General features: G+C 63.3%; 10 protein-coding genes. 6 read left to right on the top strand and 4 right to left on the bottom strand.

Going from position 1 to position 25680, the window contains the following annotated elements; translation table 11 throughout:
- Positions 1-15652: non-ribosomal peptide synthase/polyketide synthase (locus tag QRN46_RS11185; protein WP_285354674.1), on the bottom strand; the 15652-nt coding region annotated here is incomplete at its 3' end.
- A 194-nt stretch (positions 15653-15846) separates the two neighbouring features.
- Positions 15847-16584: a thioesterase II family protein gene (locus tag QRN46_RS11180; protein WP_011333308.1), complete on the bottom strand. Its 738-nt coding sequence runs from the start codon at positions 16582-16584 to the stop codon at positions 15847-15849.
- A 129-nt stretch (positions 16585-16713) separates the two neighbouring features.
- On the opposite strand from QRN46_RS11180, the gene QRN46_RS11175 reads away from it, so the two are divergent.
- Positions 16714-17844, top strand: a complete 1131-nt coding sequence (locus QRN46_RS11175; protein ID WP_011333307.1) for a cupin-like domain-containing protein — start codon at positions 16714-16716, stop codon at positions 17842-17844.
- Between the two features lie 6 nt (positions 17845-17850).
- Here the strand turns inward: QRN46_RS11175 and QRN46_RS11170 are convergent, their stop codons facing one another.
- A complete protein-coding gene (locus tag QRN46_RS11170) occupies positions 17851-19023 on the bottom strand; it encodes an MFS transporter (protein WP_230736634.1) in 1173 nt (390 codons plus the stop codon).
- Positions 19024-19318: 295 nt separating this feature from the next.
- Here QRN46_RS11170 and QRN46_RS11165 point away from each other — a divergent pair, with 295 nt between their 5' ends.
- The 5 genes from QRN46_RS11165 (at position 19319) to QRN46_RS11145 (ending at position 24673) form a co-directional block, all read left to right on the top strand.
- The gene (locus QRN46_RS11165) at positions 19319-20326 is read left to right on the top strand and encodes a terpene synthase family protein (protein ID WP_011333305.1); all 1008 of its coding nucleotides are present in this window, start codon (positions 19319-19321) and stop codon (positions 20324-20326) included.
- Between the two features lie 115 nt (positions 20327-20441).
- Entirely contained in the window at positions 20442-21242 is an 801-nt protein-coding gene (locus QRN46_RS11160) for a glucose 1-dehydrogenase (protein WP_285354673.1), read from the top strand.
- Positions 21235-23064: a glycoside hydrolase family 15 protein gene (locus QRN46_RS11155; RefSeq protein WP_285354672.1), complete on the top strand. Its 1830-nt coding sequence runs from the start codon at positions 21235-21237 to the stop codon at positions 23062-23064. The genes QRN46_RS11160 and QRN46_RS11155 overlap by 8 nt, the downstream gene beginning before the upstream one ends.
- Before the next feature lie 309 nt (positions 23065-23373).
- On the top strand, positions 23374-23763 hold the full coding sequence (locus tag QRN46_RS11150) for a hypothetical protein (protein ID WP_221615631.1): 390 nt from the start codon (positions 23374-23376) through the stop codon (positions 23761-23763).
- A gap of 10 nt (positions 23764-23773) precedes the next feature.
- Positions 23774-24673, top strand: a complete 900-nt coding sequence (locus tag QRN46_RS11145) for an alpha/beta fold hydrolase (protein WP_285354671.1) — start codon at positions 23774-23776, stop codon at positions 24671-24673.
- Here QRN46_RS11145 and QRN46_RS11140 read toward each other — a convergent pair.
- A complete protein-coding gene (locus QRN46_RS11140; RefSeq protein WP_201817744.1) occupies positions 24642-25625 on the bottom strand; it encodes a GlxA family transcriptional regulator in 984 nt (327 codons plus the stop codon). The two genes, QRN46_RS11145 and QRN46_RS11140, sit on opposite strands and share 32 nt — an antisense overlap.
- Between the last annotated feature and the right edge of the window lie 55 nt (positions 25626-25680).

The following is a 25680-nucleotide window of genomic DNA, read 5'->3' as shown; positions in this document are numbered from 1 at the left end:
GGTTGACCAGCGCCGAGTGGCGGTTGCCCGCGCCTTTCGGTTTGCCGGTCGAGCCCGAGGTGTAGATCACGTAGGCGAGGTTTTCCGGATCGATGTTCAGCGCCGGGTTGGCTTCGCTGCGACCTTCGAGCCAATCACCGTCCTGATCCAGCACCAGACTGTGCAGCCCGGCCGGAACCGGCAGTTGCGCCAGCAGATGACTTTGGGTCAGCAACAGCGCAACCCCGCTGTCCTCGAACATGTAGGCCAGACGATCCTGCGGGTACTCAGGATCCAGCGGCAGATAGGCACCGCCGGCCTTGAGAATCGCCAGCAAACCGACAACCATTTCCAGCGAGCGCTCGACCGAAATCCCGACCAGCACTTCCGGGCCGACACCGTGTTCGATCAACACATCTGCCAGCCGATTGGCCCGGGCGTTGAGCTGGGCATAGGTCAAACGTTGTTCGCCGAACACCAGCGCCAGAGCGTCCGGGGTAGCACGTACCTGATCCTCGATCAGCGAATGCACGCTGCGCGACAGCGGGTATTCGGTGGTCGTGGCGTTCCATTGTTCGACCTGCTGCTGTTGCTCCTCGCTGGAGAGCAACTCCAGTTGGCCCAACGCCAAAGCGCCGCCCTGCATCATCTGCGTCAGCAGGTTGTGCAAGTGTTCGCCCAGTCGCGCAATGTCGACTTCGGCAAAATGCGCACGGCCGTAGCTGAAGTGCAGCGACAGGGTGTCGCCCATGCTCACGGCGAGAGTCAACGGGTAGTTGGTCTGCTCGTGGTTGGTGACGTCGGTGAAGCGCAATCCGGCCGGCGCACCCTGTTGCATGGCCTCCGATACCGGGTAGTTCTCGAACACCAGAATGCTGTCGAACAGGGCGTCACCGCCCTTGCCGGCCCAGCGCTGGATCTCGAACAGCGGCGTGTGTTCGTGCTCGCGCAGGCTCAGGTTTTGCGTCTGCACGGTGTGCAACCACTGGCCGACACTCTGCTCGGCTCGCGGGGTGCCGATCACCGGCAAGGTGTTGATGAACAGCCCGATCTGCTGCTCGATGCCTTTGAGATCCGCCGGACGCCCGGCCACCGTTGCACCGAAGGCGACCGTGTCCTGACCGCTGTAGCGTTGCAGCAACAGCAGCCACGCCGCTTGCACCAGGGTGTTGAGGGTGACTTTCTGCTCACGGGCGAACTCGGCCAGTTGCCGGGTGGCAGCGGCATTCATGACGCGCTGATGATCGGCATACCCCGCGACGTCCATCAGGTCATCACGACGGGCGATGGCCTGAGTCAGACGGGTCGGCTCTTGCAGGTCGGCCAACTGGGTTTTCCAGAAAGACTCGCTGACGCTGCCGTCCTGACGTTGCAGCCAGGCGATGTAGTCGCGATAACGTCCCACCGATTGCGCCAGCGGCTGACCGCTGTAGCGGTGCAGCACTTCGCCCATCAACTGCGAGTTGCCCCAGCCATCCATCAGGATGTGATGGTTGGTGTAGATCAGGTGACAGGTGTCATCATCGATGCGCACCAGACACAGGCGCAGCAACGGCGCAGCGGTCAGTTCGAAGCCCCGTTTGCGCTCCTGCGCGGCCAGTGCGTCGAGGTCGGCCTGATAGTCACGGCGACCACGCCAGTCCTGCACGCTGAACGGCAGTTCGACCTGTTTATGCACCACCTGCACCGGACGCTCGCCCTGCCACAGGAATCCGCTGCGCAGTACGTCATGCGCCTGCAACGCTGCCTGCCAGGCAGCACGGAAGCGCTCGACATCCAGCCCCTGCACATCGGCGCGGGTCTGGTTGATGTAATCGCCGGCCTCTTCCTCGTACAGCGTGTGGAACAGCATGCCTTGCTGCATCGGCGACAGCGGATAGATGTCTTCGATCAGCGACGACGGCAGCGGCAACCCATCGAGTTGTGCCTGGCTCAGCGGCGCCAGCGGGAAGTCCGACGGCGTCACACCGTGCATGCCGTCGCGGCAGCAATGTTCGATCAGCGCCGCCAGTTCCTGGGCGTAATCATCGGCCAGAGCCTGAACGGTGCCGCGCTCGAACATGCGTTCACTGAAGGTCCAGCCAAGGCTGAATTCGCCGCCATAAATGCCGCCGTTAAGGGTCAACGGACTGCTGAGCAAGGCGTCCAGGCTCTGCTCGGCACCGCGCGCTTCACTGGCTGGCGTGAACAGGGCGGCCTGCCCCGCGTCGAAGCTGCTGTCGAACTGCCCCAGGTAATTGAACGTGATCGCCGGTTGCGGCAAGGCACGCAGGGTTTCGCGTACCGCATCGCTGCCCAGATAACGCAACACACCGAAGCCGATGCCTTTGTTCGGGATGGCGCGCAGTTGCTCCTTGACCGCTTTGAGCGAAGCGCCGAGTTCGACGCCGGCAGTCAGCCTGACCGGGAACAGACTGGTGAACCAGCCGACGCTGCGGCTCAGGTCGATGTCGGCGAACAGGTCTTCGCGGCCATGGCCTTCGAGCTGAATCAGCGTCGAATCCTCGCCGGTCCAACGGCTGATCACCCGTGCCAGTGCGGTCAGCAACAGGTCGTTGACCTGGGTGCGGTAGGCCGCTGGCGCGTCTTGCAGCAGTTGGCGGGTCAGCTCGGCGCCGAGTCGGGTCTGCACCGTGTGTTCATGACGGCTCTGCAAGCTGCCATCGGCATGATCCACCGGCAACTGGCTGGACACGTTTTGCAGCTGTTCGAGCCAGTACGGTTGCTCGGCCAGCAGCGCTTCACTGCTTGCATAAGCGTGCAGGCGCTCGGCCCAGGTTTTGAACGCGCTGGTCCGGGCCGGCAGTTTCACCGGCTGAGCGTTGCTGATTTGCTGGTAAAGCCCTTGCAGGTCTTCCAGCAGAACACGCCACGAAACGCCGTCGACCACCAGGTGATGGATCACCAGCAACAGCCGCTGAGTACCGTCCGCCAGCGTCGCCAGCACCGCGCGCAACAACGGCCCGCCGAGGGCGAGGCTGCGTTGCGCTTCCAGGCCCAGCGCTTCGAGCTCGGCGGCGTCTGTGACCTGGGTTTGCCACAGCAGATCCTCCGGCAGCTCGTCGACCGCCAGGTGTTGCGCGGTCCATAGGCCGTTAACCGACACAAACGACAAGCGCAGTGCGTCGTGATGCTCGATCAACGCGTCGAGGGCAGCTTTCAGATGCGCAGCGTCCAGAGTCTGCGAGGTGTTGAGCAGCACCGACTGGTTCCAGTGATGCGGCTCGGCCACGCCTTCTTCGAAGAACTGCAACTGCGCCGGCAGCAACAGCGATGCACCGGTGACCGGCGACTGGTCGATGACAAAACCGCCCTCGCCGACCCGCGCGACGCTGGCCAGACCTTGAATGGTCTGGTGCTGGAACAGGTCTTTCGGACTGAAATGAATACCCGCCTGACGGGCGCGGCTGACCACTTGAATCGAGACGATCGAGTCACCGCCCAGTTCGAAGAAGTTGTCGGTCACACCGACTTGCGCCAGGCCCAGCACCGCTTGCCAGATGTCCACCAGCGTTTGCTCGGCGGCATTGGTGGCGGCCAGGTAATCCTGCTGCGCCTGCGCCGCGTCGGGTTTCGGCAACGCGTGACGATCGAGTTTTCCGTTGGGCGACAGCGGCATTTTTGCCAGGAACAACAGGTGTGTCGGCACCATGTAATCCGGCAGGGTTTGCTGAAGCTGCTCGCGCAATGCACGGCGCAGTTCGCTTTGCAGCTCGCTGTCAGACATGACCGGTTCGGCGTCGGTCGGCACCACGTAGGCCACCAGTTGCTGACCGCTTGGCCCGGCCACCGCCATCACCAGCGTTTCGCGGACGGTGGGGGCATCCAGCAGACGCGCTTCGATTTCACCCAGTTCGATACGGAAACCGCGAATCTTCACCTGATGGTCGACACGGCCGATGTACTCGATCACCCCGTCGGCCCGGAACCGCGCCAGGTCACCGGTGCGATACAGACGTGCCCCCGGCTGCACCGAGAACGGGTCGGGCATGAAGCGCTCGGCGCTCAGGTCCGGACGGTTGAAATAACCGCGAGCGAGCAATTCGCCGCCGATCATCAGCTCGCCCACCGCGCCGACCGGCACCGGTTGGCCGGCAATGTCCAGCAGGTAGATGGAACGGCCCGGCAACGCCGAACCGATCGGCAAGGTCGATGGCGTCGGCTCGGCACCGGTCACGTAGTCGCCACAATCCAGCGACGTGGCAGTCACGGTGGCTTCGGTCGGGCCGTAGGTGTTGAGCAAACGAACGTGGGCCAGACCGGCCTTGTTCCAGGCCGCCATGCCTTCGGGCGGCATCGCTTCACCGCCGGCATGCACCTGACGCAAAACGCCGTAGTCACGTGGGCCGACTTCGGCGAAGTCCTTGGCCAGCATGCCCCAGTAGGCGGTGGTCAGGTCGATCACGCTGATGCGCTTGTCGAGCATCTCGCTGTACAGGGTTTCGCTGTCCCAGATCTCGGTGCCGCGCAGCACCACCGAAGCACCGGTGATCAGCGCCGGGTAAAGCTGTTCGACGAAACCGTCGAAGTTGAACGTCGAGAATTGCAGCACGCAGTCCTGCGCGGTCAACGCCATCAGGTCCACGGTCACGCAGGCGTGCTTGGTCAGCGACGCCTGATTGATCCCCACGCCTTTCGGACGCCCGGTGGAGCCCGAGGTGAACATCACGTAAGCGAGATTATCGGCCAGGGTCAGGTTCGGCAGATCAGCGCTTTGGAGCTGCTCTGGTTGACGATCAACACACAGCACCTCGACGCCTGCGACCTGCGGCAGACGCTCCAGCAAATGGCTCTGGCTCAGCAAAAGGAGCAGGCCGCTGTCTTCGATCATGCAGGTCAGGCGATCACCCGGGTATTGCGGGTCCAGCGGCACATAGGCGCCGCCGGCCTTGAGCACCGCCAGCAGGCTGACAATCATCTCCAGCGAACGCTCGACCGCGATCCCCACCAGCACGTCAGGACCGACGCCGCGCTGACGCAAGGTGTGCGCCAGACGGTTGGCCTGCTGGTTGAGTGCGGCGTACGTCAGATGTTGATCGGCAAAGTACAGCGCGACCTGATCCGGCGCCCGTTGCACTTGCTGTTCGAACAATTGATGCACATGCAGCGCAGTCGGGTAGTGCCCGGCGCAATAGCCCCAATCGTTGAGTGCCAGCTCACGTGCAGCCGCATCGAGCAGTTGCAGGTCGCCCAGGCAACGTTGATCGGAACCGGCGGCCATCTGCATCAGCACGTGGTTCAACTGCGCGCCCAACTGCTCGACGGTGGCGTCGGCAAAGTGCTCGCGGTCAAAGCTGTAATGCACTTCCAGCGTGCCTTCCAGGCTTACGCCCAGGGTCAGCGGGTAGTTGGTCTGTTCGTGGTTGGCCACCGGGCCGAAGCGCAGACCTTGCGGTGCGCCCTGCTCCAGCGCCTGGGCAATCGGGTAGTTTTCGAACACCAGAATGTTGTCGAACAGCGCTTCACCGCCCTGCCCGGCCCAGCGCTGGATATCGAACAGCGCGGTGTGTTCGAACTCGCGCAGCGCGAGGTTTTGCGCCTGCACCGCTTGCAGCCAGCTGCCGAGCGATTGCTCGGGCCGTGGGCTGGCGATCACCGGCAAGGTGTTGATGAACAGACCAATCTGTTGCTCGATTCCCGGCAAGTCCGCCGGACGCCCCGCCACGGTGGCGCCGAACGCGACGCTGGCCTTGCCGGTGTAGCGTTGCAGCACCAGCAGCCATGCGGCCTGAACGAGGGTGTTGACGGTGACTTTGGAAGCCCGGGCGAACTCACCCAGACGAGCAGTCTGCTCGCTGTCCAGCACGCGATAATGGTCGCCGTAGCCTTGCACCGCCGGCGCATCTTTCGGCCGGGCGATGGCGTGAGCCAGGCGCGTCGGCTCGTCCAGCGTGCGCAACGCCGGCAGCCAGAACGCCTCGCTCGCCGCCGCGTCCTGACGCTGCAACCAGCCGATGTAGTCGCCGTAGCGACCTGCGTGCGCGGCACTGAACTTGCCGCTGTAGCGTTGCAGCACTTCGCCGAGCAACTGCGAGTTGCTCCAGCCATCCATCAGGATGTGGTGGTTGGTGTAGATCAAGTGATGACGCTGATCATCAATACGTACGATCACCAGACGCAGCAGGGTCGATGCATTCAGGTCCAGGCTCTGACGCTCGGCGTCAGCCAGGGTCTGCAACGCGTCTTCCCGCTGCGGCTGTGCACGCCAATCGTGCAGGCTGTAAGGCATTTGCGCGTGCTTGCTGACCACTTGCACCGGCGCATCCAGCTCGCCCTGCCAGACGAACCGCGTACGCAGAATGTCGTGCGCATCGACGGCGGCCTGCCAGGCCTGATGGAAACGCTCGGGGTCGAGGCCTTCGACGTCCAGGCGCATCTGGTTGATGTAGTTGCCGGTGGACTCTTCATACACCGCGTGAAACAGCATGCCCTGCTGCATCGGCGACAGCGGATAAACGTCTTCGATCGACTGCGGCGCCAGCGGCAAGCCGTCCAGTTGAGCCTGGCTCAAGCGCGCCAGCGGGAAGTCCGACGGCGTGACCCCGTGATGACCGGCCTGGCAGCAATGCGCGATCAGCGCTTGCAGTTCCTGGGCGTAATCATCGGCCAGACGCTGAATCGTTGCCTCATCGAACATCTCATGGCTGAACGTCCAGCCCAGGTTCAGTTCGCCGCCATACACCTGGCCGTTGAGCGCCAACTGGTTGGCCAGCGGCGCATTGGCATCCAGCTCATCGCCCGCCGCTTCGCTGGACGGCACGAACAGCGCGCCATCGGCGGCGTCGAAGCTGCCGTCGAACTGGCCCAGGTAGTTGAAGGTCAGGCGCGGAACCGGCAGCTGCGCGAGGGCGGCACGATCCGCCTCCTCGCCCAGATACGCCAGCGCACCGAAACCGATGCCTTTGTTGGGGATCGCGCGCAGTTGCTCCTTGATCTGTTTCAGCGACGCGCCCAGCCCTGCCACCGGCGTCAGTCTGGCCGGGTACACGGTGGTGAACCAGCCCACGGTGCGGGTCAGGTCGATGCTATCGAACAGCTCTTCACGGCCATGGCCTTCGAGTTGAATCAGCGCACTGTCGGCGCCTGTCCAGCGCACCATCACGCGGGCCAGTGCGGTCAACAGCAGGTCATTGACCTGGGTGCGATAGGCCGCCGGAGCGTCCTGCAACAACTGACGGGTCAGGGCCTTGTCCAGACGGGTACGCACGGTCAGCGCGTGACGGTTTTGCAGACCACCGTCGGCGTTGTCCAGCGGCAGCGCGACATCGGCGCCTTGAAGCTGCTCCTGCCAATACGCCAGTTCGGCGCGCAGCTCGCTGCTGCGGGCGTAGGTCTGCAGGTGCTCGGCCCAGGCCTTGGCGGCGCTGGTTTTAGCCGGCAATTGCAGGGACTCACCCGCTGCAATCTGCCGGTAAGCGCTTTGCAGATCATCGAACAGAATCCGCCACGACACGCCGTCCACCACCAGGTGATGGATCGCCAGCAACAACCGCTGGCTGCCGTCGTCGAGGTTCGCCAGCACTGCACGCAGCAGCGGCCCGGCTTGCAGATCGAGGCTGCGTTGCGCCTCGTTGGCCACCGCTTCCAGCGCGGCGCCATCGGCCACATCGACAGTCCACAGCAGAGCGTCGTCACGGCTGTCGACGTCGCGGTACTCGGCGTGCCAGCCATCGGCCTGCTCGACGAAACTCAGGCGCAAAGCATCGTGGTGCGCGACCAGCGCGTTCAGCGCCTGCTCCAGCGCCGCCGCCTGCACCAGCTGAGTCGGCTTGAGCATCACCGCCTGGTTCCAGTGCTGACGCTCGGGGATGTCCTGTTCGAAGAAGGCCTGCTGCACCGCCAGCAACGGCAGCGCGCCAGTCACCGGGCCCTGATCGATCGCTTGCGCCTGCTCGCCCACTTTGGCCACCGCCGCCAGTGCAGCAATGGTCTGGTGCTGGAACAGGTCTTTCGGCGTGAAGCGGATCCCGGCCTGCCGCGCACGACTGACCACCTGGATCGAGATGATCGAATCGCCACCCAGCTCGAAGAAGTTGTCGCTGACACCCACCTGCTGAAGCTTCAGCACGTCCTGCCAGATCGTCGCCAGTTGCTGCTCCAGCACGGTTTGCGGCGCGACGTAGGCTTGTTGCAGTTGGCTGACATCCGGTTTCGGCAGGTTCTTGCGGTCGAGTTTGCCGTTCGGCGTCAGCGGCATGCGTTCCAGACGCAGCACGTAGGCCGGCACCATGTGCGCCGGTAGCGTGGCTTTGAGTTGCTCGCGCAGGTCTTCGGCGAAATCCTCGCGGGCCGAATCACCGACCACGTAGGCCACCAGACGCTTGCCGCTGCCGGCGCTGCCTTCCTGGGCCACGACCACCGCTTCGCGCACGCCGTCGAGGGCTTGCAGGCAGGCTTCGATTTCCCCCAGTTCGATCCGGAAACCACGGATCTTCACCTGATTGTCGATGCGATCCAGGTAGTCGAAAGTGCCGTCGGCGCGCTGGCGCACCAGGTCGCCGGTGCGGTACAGCAAACCGCCGGTGTGGCTGAACGGATCCGCGACGAAACGCTCCGCCGTCAGCCCCGGACGGTTGAGGTAACCGCGCGCCAGGCCCGTGCCGCCAAGGTACAACTCACCGGCCATGCCTTGCGGCAACAGGTTCAGATCGGCGTCAAGCACATAGGCGCTGCGGTCGCCGATACGGCTGCCGATCGGCGCGTAGGCTGCACCGCACGGCACTTCGCGGCCGGCCTTCCAGATCAGCGGCGTGACCACGGTTTCGGTCGGCCCGTAACCGTTGATGATGTAGTCCGGATCAAGGGCGCGTTTGACCCGTTCGAAACTGGCGCTCGGCACCGCGTCACCGCCGAAGCAGTAAATGCGCACCTTGGGTGGATGACCCTCGCGCTCGGCGTGTTCGGCCAGTTGTTGCAAGTACACCGGCGGGAACGCGACCACGGTCACGCCGTGTTCACGCATTGCGTTGTACGTCTGCTCCGGGGTCCACAGCGTGTCGTCGCGGATGAGCAGCGAGGCACCGTGGGTCAGGCTGGTCAGCCAGCGCTCGTGGGCACCGTCGAAGGCGAACGACATGAAGTGGAATTCGCAGTCGCTGTCACGCATTTCATAACGCTGACCGATGGCCTGGCAGTGCATCGCCAGCGGACCGTGGGCAACGCTGACACCCTTCGGATTGCCGGTAGAACCGGAGGTGTAAATCACGTAGGCGAGGTTGTCCGGATCGAGCTGCACCTGCGGTGCCTTGATCGGCCACTCGCGCAAGTCGAGGCGGTCCAGTTCCAGCACCGGTACCGATTCGGCGACCGGCAGTTGCGCCGACACCGGCGAATCGCTGATCAGCAGCGCCAGCCCCGAATCCTCGATCAGGTACGCCAGACGCTCGCGCGGATAGCTGGTGTCCAGCGGCACATAGGCACCGCCCGCCTTGAGCACGGCCAGCAAGGCAACGATCACTGATTCGCTGCGCGGCAAGGCTACGCCGACCCGGGTTTCGGCACCGACACCGCGTGCAATCAGCGCGTGGGCCAGTTGATTGGCGCGCTGATCGATCTCGCCATAGCTGAAGTGCTGGCCGTTGAAAATCACCGCCGTGCGCTGCGGACGCTCAGCGGCCAGGGCGCTGATCCGCTGGTGCACAGCGATGTCCACCGGGTACGGCTGCGGGTGGTTATCGGCTTGTTGGCGGGCGTGTTCGCCGGCATCGGCCAGGGCAATTTCACCGAGGCTGCGCTCGGCCGACACAGCAAACTGCTCCAGCAATTGCAGCAGGTGCGCGCTGATGCCTTCGATGGCAGCGGGGGCGAAATGACCACGGTCGAAGCTGTAGTGCAGCGCCAGTTGTTCACCGAGCGTGACGGCGACGCTCAACGCATAGTGAGTCTGTTCCAGGTTGGCGACTTCGCCGAACACCACGCCCTGATCGGCGCCTTGCTTCAGGGCCTGGGCAATCGGGTAGTTTTCGAACACCAGAATGTTGTCGAACAGCGCTTCACCGCCCTGCCCGGCCCAACGCTGAATGTCCGCCAGCGGCGTGTGCTCGAAATCGCGCAGGCCGAGGTTCTGCGCCTGCACGGTTTGCAGCCAGTGGCCCACGCTTTGATCGGGACGCGGCGCACCGATCACTGGCAAGGTGTTGATGAACAGTCCGACTTGCTGCTCGATACCCGGCAAGTCCGCCGGACGCCCGGCGACCGTGGCCCCGAACGCCACCGCTTCGTGACCGGTGTAGCGTTGCAGCAACAGCAGCCACGCGGCCTGGATCAAGGTGTTGACGGTGACTTTCTGCTGGCGGGCGAAGGTTTCCAGCACACGGGTTTGCGCCACGTCGAGGGTCTGGAAGTGATCGCCGTGACCGCTCTGGCCGTCGCTGGTCGAGGCCACACGGGCCAGACGGGTCGGCTCTTGCAGGGCGGCCAGTTGCTCGCCCCAGAAGTTTTCTCTGAGTCGAGCGTCCTGACGTTGCAACCAGGCAATGTAGTCGCGATAGCGGCCGCCGGCATTCGCCGGAATCTGCCCGCTGTAGCGCTGCAACACTTCACCGAGCAACTGCGAGTTGCTCCAGCCGTCCATCAGGATGTGGTGATGGGTGTAGATCAGATGCCACTGCTCGGCGCCGGTCTGCACCAGCACCAGACGCAGCAGCGGCGCGCAGGTCAGGTCGAAGCCTTGTTGGCGCTCGGCATCGGCCAGCGCCGCGAGGGCTTGTGGCTGATCATCACGGGTGCGCCAGTCCAGCGACGTGAACGGCAACTGCACCTGCTTGTGGACGATTTGCACCGGCTCGGCCAACTCGCCCTGCCAGACAAACCCGCTGCGCAGGATGTCCTGAGCATCTACAGTGGCTTGCCACGCATCGCGGAAACGTTGTGGATCGATGCCTTGAACGTCGACGCGCATCTGGTTGATGTACTCGCCCGCCGCTTGCTCGTACAGGGTATGGAACAGCAGGCCCTGCTGCATCGGCGACAGCGGATAGAGATCCTCCAGTTCACCGGCCGGCACCGGCAGCGCATCGAGTTGCGCCTGGGTCACCCGTGCCAGCGGGAAGTCCGACGGCGTCGCTTGCGGCGCTTCGAGCGCACAGCAATGGTCGATCAGGGCATTGAGTTCAAGGGCGTATTGATCCGCCAGTTGCTGCACGGTCGCCGTGTCGAACATCTCCCGGCTGAAGCCCCAGTTCAGCGCCAGCTCGCCGCCGTACACCTGGCCTTCGACCGTCAGCCAGTTGGCCAGCGGCGCCGACGGATCCTGCGCTTCCCCCCCCCCTTCACCGGACGGCACAAACAGTGCCGCTTCATCGAACTGACGGTCGAACTGGCCGAGGTAGTTGAAGGTGATGCGCGGTTTGACGTCGCTGTTCAGCGACGCCGCCGTTTGCGCGTCCGCCAGATAACGCAGTGCGCCGTAGCTCAGGCCTTTGTCCGGCACGGCACGCAGTTGTTCCTTGATGGCCTTGATCGAAGCGCCCAGGTTGTCCGCCGGGCGAAGATTGACTGGGAACAGGCTGGTGAACCAGCCAAGGGTGCGGGTCAGGTCGATGTCATCGAACAGGTCTTCGCGACCGTGACCTTCCAGTTGAATCAGGGTGCTGGCCTGGCCGCTCCAGCGGCAGACCACGCGGGCCAGCGCGGTCAGCAGCAGGTCGTTGACCTGGGTGCGATAGGCCGCCGGCGCCTGTTGCAGCAACTTGCGGGTCTGCTCGGCGCTGAGCTTGAGCTCGACCTTGTCTTCGAAACGGTTTTCCAGTGCGCCGTCAGGACGCTCGCAGGGCAGTTCGGCACGCGGTGCGTCACGCAGCTGCGCCTGCCAGTAATCGAGGCTTTCGGCGAAAGTCGGCAAATACCCTTGCAGGCGAGCGACCCACTGCTGATACGAGCTGGTCTTGCCTGGCAACGCACTGATCCCGCCGCTCAGGGCGTGAGTGTATGCGGCTTGCAAGTCTTCCAGCAGCACGCGCCACGACACGCCGTCGATCACCAGGTGATGCGCGACCAGCAGCAATCGCTGGCCGCCGTCGGCCATATTCACCAGCATCGCGCGCAACAATGGCCCATTGTTCAAGCCCAGACTGCGCTGGGCTTCATCGCACAAGGCCTTGAGATCTTCCAGCGATTGCGCGCTGCGTTGCCACAACACCGACTCGCCGGTTGGCGCAGCATACGCCTGCTGCCAGCCCTCGGCAGTCGATTCGTAGCGCAGGCGCAGCGCGTCGTGATGGTTGAGCAACTGGCTCAGCGCGCGCTCCAGCGCGCCAGCGTCGACAGGCTGTTGCGCCGTCAGCAACAGCGACTGGTTCCAGTGCTGACGTTGAGGAATGTCTTGCTCAAAGAACCACTGCTGCACCGGCGTCAGCGCCACGGCGCCTACGGCCGGGCCTTGGTCGATCAGAGTCTGCTGACCCTGACGGGCGACTTGCGCCAGACTGCGGATGGTCTGGTGCTGGAACAGTTCTTTGGGGCTCAGCACGATCCCGGCCTGACGGGCGCGGCTGACCACTTGCATCGACACAATGGAGTCGCCGCCCAGTTCAAAGAAGTTGTCCTCGAGGCCGACGTTTTCAATCGACAACACGTCCTGCCAGATTGCCGCCAGGGCTTTTTCCAGGGCGCTGCGTGGCGCCACGTGTTCGCGTTGTTGCTGGCTGCCATCGACGGCCGGCAACGCCTTGCGATCGAGTTTGCCGTTGGGCGTCAGCGGCAATTGCTCGAGGAACAGCAGGTACGCCGGCACCATGTAGTCCGGCAAATGTTGGCGCAGCGCCGCTTTCAGGGTTTCGCGCAGGCTTGCCTGGGCATCGGCATCCGCCGCCAGCACGGCCGCGTCGGTCGGCACGATGTAGGCCACCAATTGCTGGCCGCTGGCGCCTTCCTGAGCCAGCACCGCCAGCTCGCGCACCGCGCCCTGCTGCAACAGCCGCGCTTCGATTTCGCCGAGTTCGATGCGGAAACCGCGCACCTTCACCTGATGGTCGATCCGGCCGACGTATTGCAGCGCGCCATCGGCCTGATAACGGGTCAGGTCGCCAGTGCGGTACAGACGCTCGCCGTTGTTGGCGAATGGATTGGGCACGTACTTCTCGGCGGTCATCGCCGCGCGGCCCAGATAGCCACGGGTGATGCCGGCCCCCGCCAGATACAGTTCGGCTGCCGCGCCTTGCGGCACCGGTTGCAGATCGGCGTCCAGCAGATAGCTGGCGGTGCCGGTCAGTGGTCGACCGATGCTCGGCGTACCGCCCGCCGCACGACGGGTCCAGGTGGAATACGTGGTGTCTTCCGACGGGCCGTACAGGTCATAGACGTGCTCGACGCTGGCCTGCTGATACAGCGCTTCAACCAGGCTTTGCTTCAGCGGCTCGCCCGCGAGGTTGATGATGCGCACGCTCGACGGGATCGCACCGTCGCGCTGCAAGGCATTGATCGCCGAAGGCACGGTGTTGATCAACCGTACCTGATCGCGCGCCGGCAGTTGCGGCAACTCCAGGGCATTGCGCGCGATGATCAGCGAGCCGCCGTTGGCGAGGGTGACAAACAGCTCCCACACGGACAGGTCGAAACACACCGACGTCGACGCCAGCACACCTTGAATGTCATCGCGGCTGTAGACCGCGCGCGACCAGTCGATCAAGGCCTGCACGTTGCGGTGCGCGATGGCCACGCCTTTCGGTTTGCCGGTGGAGCCGGAGGTGTAGATCACGTAGGCGAGGTTGTCCGGTGTCACCGCCGTGACGGGCGAACGGGACGGATACGCCGCCAGTTCTGCGCCGATCCGGTCCAGCAACAGCACCTGGGTTTCGGCGCTGACGGAGAGGGTCTCGGCCACGGCGTGCTCGGTCAGCAGCACCAGCGCGCGGCTGTCTTCAAGCATGTAGGCAACACGATCCGCCGGATAATCCGGGTCCAGCGGTACATAGGCGCCGCCGGCCTTGAGCACCGCCAGCAATGCCACCAGCAGGCTGTCGGAACGCTGCATGGCAACGCCAACCCGGACTTCCGGACTGACGCCGCACTCGATCAGTTTGTGCGCCAGCGCATTGGCCCGCGCATCGATCTCGGCATAGGTGAAGGTTTGCTCGCCAAAGGTCACGGCCAGCGCGCCCGGCTGGGCGGCAACCTGTTGCTCGATCAAGCGATGGATGCTCGACGCCTCGGCAGTGCCGGCGTCCACGCTGTTCCAGTCGAACACCATGCGTTGGTATTCAGCCGCTTCCAGCAGCGGCAGATCGCTGATGCGCTGGTTGCTGTTCTGCACCATGCCACGCAGCAGATTGAGCCAGTGCTGCGCCATGCGCGCGATGGTCTGCGGGTCGAACAGATCGTTGGCGTAAGTCAGCGCGGCGTGCAGCCTGCCGCCCTTCTCGTAGGTGTCCAGGGTCAGATCGAACTGGGTGGTGCGCCCCTGCCATTCGATGACGCCCAGCTCCAGCCCGGAAGCCGTGCTCACGGTGCTGATGTCGGCGACTTGCGGCTGATGGTTGTACATCACCTGGAACAGCGGCGTGTGGCTGAGGCTGCGTTCCAGTTTCAGCGCTTCGACCAGACGCTCGAACGGCAAGTCCTGATGAGCCTGGGCACCGAGTGCGGTCTCTTTGACGGCACGCAACAGATCAGCGACGCGCGTCTGTCCGTCCAGTTCGGTACGCAATACCTGGGTGTTGACGAAGAAGCCGATCAGGCCTTCGATTTCCCCCCGGTTACGGTTGGCGATCGGCACGCCGACGCGAATGTCCGACTGCCCGGTGTAGCGATGCAGCAACACGTTGAAGGCGCCGAGCAGCAACATGAACAAGGTGATGTTGTGCTGCTGGGCGCTGCTGCGCAGTTGTTCCGCCAGCGCGCCGTCGATGGCGAATTCGTAGCGCGTGCCGCGATAGCTCGGCATTGCCGGGCGCGGGTGATCGGTTGGCAACTCCAGCACCGGGTGCTCATTGCCCAGTTGCGCCTGCCAGTATTCCAGCTGCCGGGCCTGCTCGCCCGCCTCCAGCCAGCGGCGCTGCCACAGTGCGTAGTCGCTGTACTGGATCGGCAACGGCGCCAGTTGCGGCGACTGGCCGGCTTCATGGGCGTCATAGCAACGGATGAATTCGTCGATCAGCACGTTCATCGACCAGCCATCGGAAACGATGTGGTGCAGGGTCAACAGCAGCACGTGCTCCTGTTCGTCGAGCTTGAGCAACTTGACCCGCAGCAGCGGGCCGACGGCCAGATCGAACGGTTGCAAGGATTGTTGCTGAGCGGCGTCGGCCACCGCGACTTCGCGCTCGGGCTCTGCAAGACCGCGGAAATCCAAGTGTTCGATCACCAGCGGCGCTTCGGCCGGCACTTGCAGCAGGCTGTCGTCGGCCTGCCGCTGGAACACCGTGCGCAGGGTTTCGTGGCGCGCCACCAGGCTGGCAAACGCCGCGTCGAGGGCGGCCAGGCTCAGGCGCCCCGTCAGGCGCACCGCACCGGGCAAGTTGTAGGCGCCGCTGTGCGGGTCCAGCTGCCAGAGAAACCACATACGCTGCTGCGCGTAGGACAGCGCCTGCCGATCATCGGCCTCGACCCCTTGAGGAATCGGAAAACGGGCGAAATCCACGCCCTCCTTGTGCAGGGCCGCGAGGAACATCTGGCGCTTTTCCAGGGGCAACCCGATAAACCGGCGAGCAAGTTTCAAGGAGTCTTCAGCATTCATTTCTTGGTATCCGAATCAGTAGGCTGGCAGCACAAAGGCACGTCGTCCCTATAAAACGAATGCAAAGCGGAAAAATTAGCGATTGAGAAGAACTATCAGAAGGGAGGTGCAGCGCGGATTTGCGGGCGATAAAAAACCCTGCGGGAGCAAGCCTGCTCGCTCCTCACAGGGTTCTGGACAGTACTGAGTCCGGATTAGACGGCGGCCATCAAGCCATGTCGACGATGATGCACGTCGAGCTGATCCTTGATCACCCGCAGCACCTTGGCTTCGTGCTCATGAATGAAGAAGTGCCCACCGGCCAGCATGTCCACCGAGAAACTGCCACGGGTTTCCTTGCTCCAGCCGATCAACTGCTCGGTGGTGGCCTTGTCGGCCTTGCCGCCGAGTACGTGCACCGGGCAGTTGAGCAGCGGCCGCTGCAACGGCTGGAATTTGCCGCACAGCAGGAAATCGGCGCGCAGGATCGGCAGCGTCAGGCTCATCAACTCTTCATTGGCCAGCACTTCCTCACTGGTGCCATTGAGTGTGCGCAGCTGATCGATCAGCTCGGCGTCTGTCTTGGGCTCGGCAAAGCCGCGGTCGTAATCGGCGCGCAACGTCGGCGCTGCGGTGCCCGAGGCGAACAGTGCCACCGGCTCCGGGCAGCCCAGCGCGCGCAAGGCATGAGCCATTTCGCAGGCCAGCAAGGCGCCCAGGCTATGGCCGAACAGTGCGTAAGGGGCCTTGAGTGTCGGCCGCAGTTCCCTGGCCAGTTGCATGGCCAGTGCCCGCATGTCGGTGTGCAGCGGTTCGCCGAACCGGGCACCGCGCCCCGGCAACTCTACCGGTTGCAATTGCAGCCACTGCGGCAGCTTCGGCCGCCAGCGGCTGTAGACCATGGCACTGGCGCCGGAGTACGGCAGGCACAGCAGGGTCAACTTGGTCACCACGCTTCCCTCGGAAAAAATGTCTCTGTTGAGGGTACGGATGGCTGCCCGGGCAAATTAGTCGGCAGTTCGTAAATTTCCGTTACAAACGCTCGTTAACCGTTCAGACCAAAACAACAACGAGGATTCACCGTGGACCTGCAGACCATTCTGGGCAAACTGTTCGCCAATGCCGGCGCGGTCGGTATCGAAGGCGTTTTCCAATTCGTATTGGGTTCACAGGCATTCTGGTCCGAGGTCAGCGCGAGCAGCCGCACCGAGGCCGGTCGCCATGCCAGCCCCGACGTGACCATTGAAGTCGCTGAGCAGGACTTTCTCGGGATCATGGCCGGCATCGCCAACGTCGAGGAACTGTTTGCCAGCGGTCGCCTGAAGATCAGCGGCAACATGGGCCTGGCGACGATGCTGCCGCAGATCATCGACCACGCTCGCCGGGGGGTGGCGCCCGTGGAAAAGGTCGACATGAACAAGCGCTATCCGACGCCGCCCCGTTTCAGCGAAAAACTCACCGCCAGCCTGCCAGCGCAAACCGTCGTCGAGCGCAGACCGCGCAGCGAGTTGTCGCTGATCGAATTCGAGAGCCGCTACCTGCCCAACGGTATTCCGGTGGTGATCAGCAATGCCTTGCACGACTGGCCGCTGTTCAGGCTCAGCCGCGAAGAATCGCTGGTGCATTTCGCCGAACTGCAAGGCATCACCCGCCACGGCGATTACGTGAAAAAGACGTTCTCGACCGAGCGGGACTTCCGCTCCACGTCGATGGCCGATTTCATCGCCTCGCTGGACAGCCCGGCGGTCAAAGGTGCGGACGGAGAGCCACCGGCCTACATGGGCAACAACATTCTGCCGGCAGCGCTGATGGAGCAGATTCAGTACCCGCCCTACTTCGACGCTTCGCTGTTCATCCCACCGCGCATCTGGATCGGCCCCAAAGGCACATTGACCCCGCTGCACCGCGATGACACCGACAACCTGTTCGCCCAGGTCTGGGGCCAAAAGAAGTTCACCCTCGCCGCACCGCATCATCGTGAAGCGCTGGGCACCTGGTCCACCGCGCCGGAAGGCGGGCTGGACGGCTGCGATTTCAACCCGGATGCGCCGGACTATGAGCGCTTCCCCAAGGCCCGCGACGTGACCTTCATGCGGGTGACGCTGGAAGCCGGGGATCTGCTGTTCCTGCCCGAAGGCTGGTTCCATCAGGTGGAATCGGTGTCGACGTCGCTGTCGGTCAATTTCTGGGTGAACTCGGGCCGGGGCTGGTAACCGGCATTATTTGAGGTGACGAAAGCTCTGCACCGCCGAGCCCAGCACCACTGCCCCGGCGGCAATCGCCAGCCAGAAGCCGCTGCGGGCACCGAACGCATCCACCAGTGCGCCGGAACCGGCGGCACCGATGGCGACGCCAATGCTCAAACCGGTCACCAGCCAGGTCAGGCCTTCGGTGAGTTTGGCCGGCGGTACGATGCGCTCGATCAACGCCATCGCCACGATCAGGGTCGGCGAGAAGAACAGCCCGGCAATGAACACCGCGACGGCCAACCCGAAAATGTTGCTCGCCAGCAACAACGGCAGCGTTGTCACCGCTGTCGCCAGACCGCCGTAGAGAAACAGGCGCGGCAACGGCAGCTTCGAGCGCATCGCGCCGAAGGCAATCCCGGCCAGACAGGAGCCGATGGCATACACCGACAGCACGATGCTCGCCGCCGCCGGCTGCCCCTGCTGCTGGGCGAACGCGACGCTGACCACATCCACCACGCCGACAATCACGCCCATGGCGAGCATCAACGCCAGCAGCCATTGCACGTCGGTGGAACGAATGATCGAACCTTGATGCTGCGATTCGTGCGGATGCACCGGCGGCTCGGTGCTGCGCTGGGCGACGAACGCTGTGACGCCAATCGCCAGCATCAACAGCGCCGCCAGTGGCCCGGCCTCGGGAAACACGCCGACGCACAAGCCCACCGACAACGGCGGGCCGACGATGAAACAGACTTCGTCGAGCACCGACTCCAATGCATAAGCGGTCTGCAATTGCGGCTGGCCGCGATAGATTTCGGTCCAGCGTGCCCGCGCCATCGCCGACATGCTCGGCATGCAACCGGCCAATGCTGCGCACACAAACAGGGTCCAGGTCGGCGCCTGCAAACGGGTGCACAGCAGCAACATCAGCAGCGCGCCCCCGCCGATCAGCGCCGCCACCGGCAGCACCCGACCCTGGCCGAAACGGTCCACCAGCCGTGACACCTGCGGCGCGCAAAACGCCGTGGCCAACGCAAACGTCGCCGCCACCCCACCCGCCAGCGCGTAACCGCCGGTCAATTGCGAGAGCATGGTGATGACACCGATGCCGGTCATGGAAATCGGCATGCGCGCGATCATCGCGGCCATCACAAAAGCCCGGGCGCCGGGGGCGTTGAACAACTCGCGGTAAGGGTTTGCCATCGGATGCAGCCTCATCAGGGGCGGCCAAGTTGCCACAAAGCCTGACGGGCGGGGAAGCGAGGAATTGTTGGTGGAATGTGAAGGGAATGCACCCGCGAAAGATTCAGGGTTTTGGCTTCGCAAATTGCCTGCCTGACGCTTAGTGGAGGTCGTTGACTGCTCGTCCATTGAGCCGCGCACCTGTCAAACATGACAGGTGCGCAAATTCCGCCAAAGGTTTTACATGGACCTGTCATCCCTGCACAGGAACCGCGTCGGTGAGCATCTCAATCGGCCCCGAGAAAAGGATCACCCCATGAATCAATCCAGCAGTGCCCGGACGCCACGCAGCGCCACTGCCCCCTTTATCGTCCGTGCCGTACGCTGCCCGCCGCCTACGCGCATTGATGAGGCGTTGGGCCAGGAAGTCAACGAACGCCTGATGGAGTGGATATCGAACATAGGGATCTTTGCCGGCAAGGAAGAAAAAATCCGCGCCAGCGACTTCGGTCGCTATGCAATGCTGTGCCATGCCGACACGAATAATCCGGATCGACTGTTACTCGTGGCGCAATGCTTTGCGGCGTTGTTTGCGGTGGACGATCACTATTGCGACGATCAATCCCTCGGCGGTCGCCCCGAGACAGTGGCCGAAAGCTTGTCGTTCGCCCTCACCGCGATCGATCCGGTCTATTTGCCTTCGCCGTTCGACAAAGAACTCCTGAAGCAGCAAATGTGCGACCCGGTAATCAGGGGATTGCTGGCCTACATGAAACGGGTCGCCCAATTCTGCACGCCCTCGCAAGTCGCCCGGGTGCGCCAGATCACCATCGCCATGTTCGTCACCATGGCGGCGGAAGGTCCCTGGCGCCTCTATGGCACTCAACCCACCGTCGCCGAATACCTGGCCAGTCGGCAGGTCAACAGCTTCTGGCCATGCCTGGTACTGATCGACCTGATCGGCGGCTACGAAGTCCCGGCCAATACGTATTCCCGTCCAGACATTCACCACGTCACCGCACTGGCCTCGCTGGCGACCACTCTGGTCAACGATCTGTATTCCGCTTACAAAGAGCACCTGAACGAAACCGGCGACTTCAAGCTGCCTTATCTACTGGCAGCCAGGCACAACTGTTCGCTTCAAGAGGCAATCGACCTGGCAGCCGATATCCATGACGCAGTGATGGAAGAATACGAACGCCTGCACGCAACGCTGATGAAAGGCACGCGCTCGCCGGTATTGCGGCGCTATCTCACCGGATTGAGTACATGGATCGGCGGCAATCTGGAGTGGCATAAACACAGTGCCCGGTACCATATCTGAACCCGTACAGCCCTGCGGGACTCGACTTGATTACGTGCCCCTTCGCATTCACGCTGAACTCTGACTCAAGGATGCCGGTCAGCAGATCAGATCCCCGCATAAGGCGCGACCGTTCATGCAGATTTCCCTCGCCCGCCAAGTGGCTCTTGTCACCGGCGCCAGTTCCGGCATCGGCCACGGCGCCGCCAAAGCCCTGGCCGCTGCCGGTGCCGCTGTCGTCATCAACTACAACCGCCAGGCCGAGCCCGCCGAAGCGCTGGCCCGGCAGATCGTCGCCGACGGTGGTCAGGCCATCGCGATTGGCGCAGATGTTTCGAAAGAAGAAGACGTGGAGCGGCTGTTCCAGCAAACCCTCGACGCCTTCGGCACACTGGACATTCTGGTGGCCAATTCCGGCCTGCAAAAAGACGCGGCGGCTGTGGATATGTCGCTGGCCGACTGGAACGCGGTGATCGACGTCAACCTCACCGGCCAGTTCCTCTGCGCCCGCGCCGCGCTGCGGATCTTCAATCGCCAGGGCGTGCGCGAAGGCGTGTCCCGGGCCGCCGGCAAGATCATCCACATGAGCTCGGTGCACCAGCGCATTCCGTGGGCTGGGCACGTCAATTACGCAGCGTCCAAGGGCGGCGTCGATCAGCTGATGCAGACCCTGGCCCAGGAAGTCAGCCACCAGCGCATCCGCATCAACGGCATCGCGCCGGGGGCGATCCGCACGGCCATCAACAAAGACGCCACCGAAGGCGACGCGGGCCAGGCCCTGCTCAAACTCATCCCTTACGGGCGCATCGGCGATGTCGAGGACGTGGCCAACGCGGTGGTGTTTCTCGCCTCCGATGCCTCCGACTACATCGTCGGCACCACCTTGTTCATCGACGGCGGCATGAGCCTCTATCCGGAGTTCCGTGGCAATGGCTGAGCATCATCCCGAACGACAAAGCCCCATCGACGCCCACGGCATCATTGGCGACCTGCGCAGTGCCGCGCTGGTCAATGACAAGGGCAGCGTGGATTTTTTCTGCTGGCCGGAGTTCGACAGCCCGTCGATCTTCTGTTCGCTGCTGGACACGCCCGACGCGGGAATTTTTCAGCTCGCGCCGGACCTGCCCGATGCCCGGCGCGAACAGATTTACCTGCCAGACACCAACGTCCTGCAGACCCGCTGGCTCAGCGACCACGCCGTGGTGGAAATCACCGATCTGCTGCCCATCGGCGACAACGACGATGCCTTGCCGCTGCTGATGCGCCGGGTACGGGTGGTCAGCGGGCAGGCAACGTTTCACCTGCGCTGCGCGGTTCGGCATGACTATGCCCGCGCTGAAACTCGCGCCGCAATCGACAAGAAGGATGTGCTGTTCAGCGCCAGCGGGCAGCCGACACTGCGGCTGGCCTCGGATCAAGCCTTGAGCGTCGATAACGATGCAGCGGTCGGGCAATTCACTCTCAAGCAGGATCAGACCGCCGCGTTCATGCTCGGCGCCAGCGACGATCCGCGCTTCGCCGAAGGCGCCGCACAACTGTGCATCGAGCGCACCCTGAAGTTCTGGCGCGACTGGATCGGCCAGTCCAACTATCGCGGCCGCTGGCGCGAAATGGTCAACCGCTCGGCCCTCGCCCTCAAGCTGCTGACCTCGCGCCAGCACGGCGCAATCCTCGCCGCCGCCACCTTCGGTCTGCCGGAAACACCCGGCGGCGAACGCAACTGGGACTATCGCTATACCTGGATCCGCGACGCCTCGTTCACCGTTTACGCCTTCATGCGCCTGGGCTTTGTCGACGAAGCCAATGCCTACATGCGCTGGCTGCGCGGGCGGGTCAGCGATTGCAGCGGCCAGTCGTCGATGAAGCTGAACATCCTCTATGCGATCGACGGCCGCCAGGAACTGCCGGAAACCGAACTCACGCATTTGTCCGGGCATGGCGGCGCGAAACCGGTGCGCATCGGCAATGGCGCCTACGACCAGATTCAACTGGATATCTTCGGCGAACTGATGGACGCCGTTTATCTGGTCAACAAATACGGCGACGCGATTTCCCAAGAAGGCTGGAAACATGTGATGGAAGTGGTCGATCAGGTCTGTGAGACCTGGCAGACCAAGGACGTAGGCATCTGGGAAATGCGCGGTGAGCAACATCACTTCCTGCACTCACGGCTGATGTGCTGGGTGGCACTGGACCGGGCAATCCGCCTGGCCTCGAAACGCTCGCTGCCGGCGCCCTTTGCCCGCTGGGACCAGACCCGTCAGGCGATTCATGCCGACATCTGGGACAACTTCTGGAACGAAGAGCGTGGGCATTTCGTGCAATACCGAGGCGGTACCGCGCTGGATGGCTCGATGCTGCTGATGCCGTTGGTGCGCTTCGTCAGCGCCAAGGATCCGAAGTGGCTGGCGACGCTGGAAGCGATCGAGAAGCATCTGGTGCGTGACGGCATGGTTTACCGCTACCGCAACGACGATGCCGGCATCGATGGTTTGTCGGGCACTGAAGGCGCTTTTGCTGCGTGCTCGTTCTGGTACGTCGAGTGTCTGGCTCGGGCCGGGCAAGTGGAAAAGGCCCATCTGGAATTCGAGCAACTGCTGCGTTACGCCAATCCGCTGGGTCTGTACGCGGAGGAATTCGACAACCGTGGACGGCATCTGGGCAACACACCCCAGGCGTTGACCCATCTGGCGCTGATCAGCGCGGCGAGTTTTCTCGATCGCAAGTTGAGTGGGGAGAAGAATTACTGGCAGCCGTAGTCATCCTTCTTCGCCAGAGACTGTAAGAAAGATCCCAACTCCAATCGCCGTTTGTAGGATGGCTACCTACGAACGGCAAACACCTCCGAGCCTTGCGGTTGAAGGGCTGGCCCACACAATCGATTCCTTTCGATACAACTTGTTGATGGCACGGCCTACAACAACCTGCCAGACCCCGTGTAACGCTTGGCCCGCAACTCGCACTTACACCCCGAAATACCTTGTTGCCAGCTGTTACATCCCCCCCTACCATCCACCGCAACGGGCACAGCGGAGCTGTCCAATAAAAACCCGATTCAAGGAACCAGAATGAGCCAACGCATCCACCGCCAGATCGAAACCCCACTGCGCACCGGCCTAAAGCGCGACGAACTGTGGGAAGCCGCCGACAAAGGCCTGATCAAATGCTGGGAAATCGGCCGCCAGCGCGCCGCCCGCTTCCCCGACCTCGCTCAACGCTGCAGTGCCGATGAGTTGCCGGTGCTGGGCTGGAAAGGCGGAGTCAGTCGCAGCCTGAAGAAGAATGAAAAATACGGATCGCTGAAATACCTTGCCCAGTGGCAGGGGTTGCGTGGGGAAGATCTGGATATTGATCTGGGTTCAGAGCGCGTCATGACCTGCTCGCGGACGAAGATGGTGGTGACGTTTACGCCGGATCGGAGCAAGTATTTCAATCAGGTGGCGGAAGCCGAAACTTGAGGAATCCCGTATGACCCAAGCCGTGATGCAATTTTGCAAGACTGAAAGCCTGACCATCGGCTACGAGCATCACGGCCCGGAAAACGGCATGCCGGTCATTCTGCTTCACGGCTTCCCCTACTCTCCCCGCGCCTATGACGAAATCGCCCCAACCCTCGCCGCCCAAGGTTATCGGGTGATCGTGCCGTACCTGCGCGGTTACGGCCCGACCCGTTTCAATAGCCCGGACACACTGCGCTCCGGCCAGCAAGCGGCGCTGGCGCAGGATCTGCTGGATCTGATGGATGCCCTGGGTATCGAGCAAGCGACATTGTGCGGTTACGACTGGGGTGGTCGGGCAGCGTGCATTGTGGCGGCGCTGTTTCCTGAGCGGGTGCGCGGGTTGGTGACAGGTGATGGCTACAACCTGCAGGACATTCCGAATTCGATCCAGCCGCTGGATCCGCAGAGCGAGCATCGCTACTGGTATCAGTATTACTTCCACACGCCCCGTGGCGTTGTAGGGCTGACGCAGAATCGTCGGGCGCTGTGCGAGTTGCTGTGGCAATTGTGGTCACCGACCTGGGCGCGGAACGCCGAGCGTTTTCCGCTGAGCGCGCCGGCGTTCGACAACCCGGATTTCGTCGAGGTGGTGATTCACTCTTATCGCCATCGCTTCATGTATGCGCCGGGCGATCCGGCGCTGGAGGGGATGGAGCAGGCGCTGGAGAAACAACCGGCGATCGGCGTTCCGACGATTTCGCTGTGCGGTGCCGATGATGGCGTTGGCCCGGCGCCGGCGGACGATGACGATGCGCACCACTTCAACGGACTTTACGAGCGGCGGGTGTTGGCGGGTGTCGGGCATAACATTCCCGAGGAAGCACCGGGCGAAACGCTCAAGGCATTACTGGATCTGCTGCGGCACTGACCGAAAACCGCTCCCGATACGCCTGCGGCGTCACACCTATGGCTCGCAGGAAACTGCGTCTTAACGTCTCTTCACTGCCAAATCCACAATTGGCCGCCACCCGTTTAATCGGCAATCCGGTATCGCTCAGCAACCGGCGGGCGGTTTCGACGCGGATCAATTCGATGGCGCGGGCCGGGGTCTGGCCGGTGTCGGCGCGGTAGTGGCGCACGAAGCTGCGCTCGCTCATGCCGGCCTGTTCGGCGAGGGTCGGGATGCCCAGGTCGCAGGTCAGGTGTTCGGCGATCCACGCGTGCAGATCATCAAAGCGGTTGCCCTGTTTTTGCAGTGACAGTGTCACGCTGAATTGCGACTGCCCGCCCGGGCGCTTGAGGAACACCACCAGTTGCCGGGCAACGTCCAGAGCCATGTCGCGGCCGAGGTCGTCTTCGACCATGGCCAGCGCCAGGTCGATGCCGGCGGTGACGCCCGCCGAGGTCCAGACCGGTCCGTCGTTGATGAAGATCGGATTCGGTTCGACCTTTAATTGCGGGTGTTGCTGCGCCAGTTGTTCGCAACGGGTCCAGTGAGTGACGACCCGGCGACCGTCGAGCCAGCCGCTGGCCGCCAGCAGAAATGCGCCGGTGCAGACCGAGGCCACGCGCCGACAGCCATTCGCATGTTCACGCACCCAATTCACCAACCCGGCGTCTTCGGCAGCGGCATAAACGCCCCAGCCTCCGGCGATGATCAGCGTATCGCTGGGCTGTTTCGGCAGCGGTTCGGCCAGCATCGCCAACCCGGCGGACGAGTTCACCGCCCCGCCACCGCTGGCGATGACCGTTGGCGCATACGGCGCAGGCAATCCCTGCTGGCGGGCGATATCGTTGGCCGAGGCGAAGACCTGTAACGGCCCGGTGACATCGAGCAATTGCACATTGGCGAACGCGAGGACGTGGATGGTTTTCGGCATTTGGCGTAATTCGTGGGCTGATTGGCGTATGCGCCAAAACCTACGCGCCTACAGT

Source organism: Pseudomonas sp. lyk4-R2A-10 (genome assembly GCF_030209075.1).
Lineage (GTDB): Bacteria > Pseudomonadota > Gammaproteobacteria > Pseudomonadales > Pseudomonadaceae > Aquipseudomonas > Aquipseudomonas glycinae.
Note: the sequence above shows the minus strand (reverse complement) of the source record. Positions and strands in the feature narration are given on the sequence as shown.

What these genes read in the sequence shown, in the direction of transcription:
- QRN46_RS11165 (WP_011333305.1), top strand. Translation starts at nt 19,319, where the DNA reads ATGAATCAATCCAGCAGTGCCCGGACGCCACGCAGCGCCACTGCCCCC.
- QRN46_RS11170 (WP_230736634.1), bottom strand. Translation starts at nt 19,023, where the DNA reads ATGGCAAACCCTTACCGCGAGTTGTTCAACGCCCCCGGCGCCCGGGCT.
- QRN46_RS11155 (WP_285354672.1), top strand. Translation starts at nt 21,235, where the DNA reads ATGGCTGAGCATCATCCCGAACGACAAAGCCCCATCGACGCCCACGGC.
- QRN46_RS11145 (WP_285354671.1), top strand. Translation starts at nt 23,774, where the DNA reads ATGACCCAAGCCGTGATGCAATTTTGCAAGACTGAAAGCCTGACCATC.
- QRN46_RS11140 (WP_201817744.1), bottom strand. Translation starts at nt 25,625, where the DNA reads ATGCCGAAAACCATCCACGTCCTCGCGTTCGCCAATGTGCAATTGCTC.
- QRN46_RS11160 (WP_285354673.1), top strand. Translation starts at nt 20,442, where the DNA reads ATGCAGATTTCCCTCGCCCGCCAAGTGGCTCTTGTCACCGGCGCCAGT.
- QRN46_RS11150 (WP_221615631.1), top strand. Translation starts at nt 23,374, where the DNA reads ATGAGCCAACGCATCCACCGCCAGATCGAAACCCCACTGCGCACCGGC.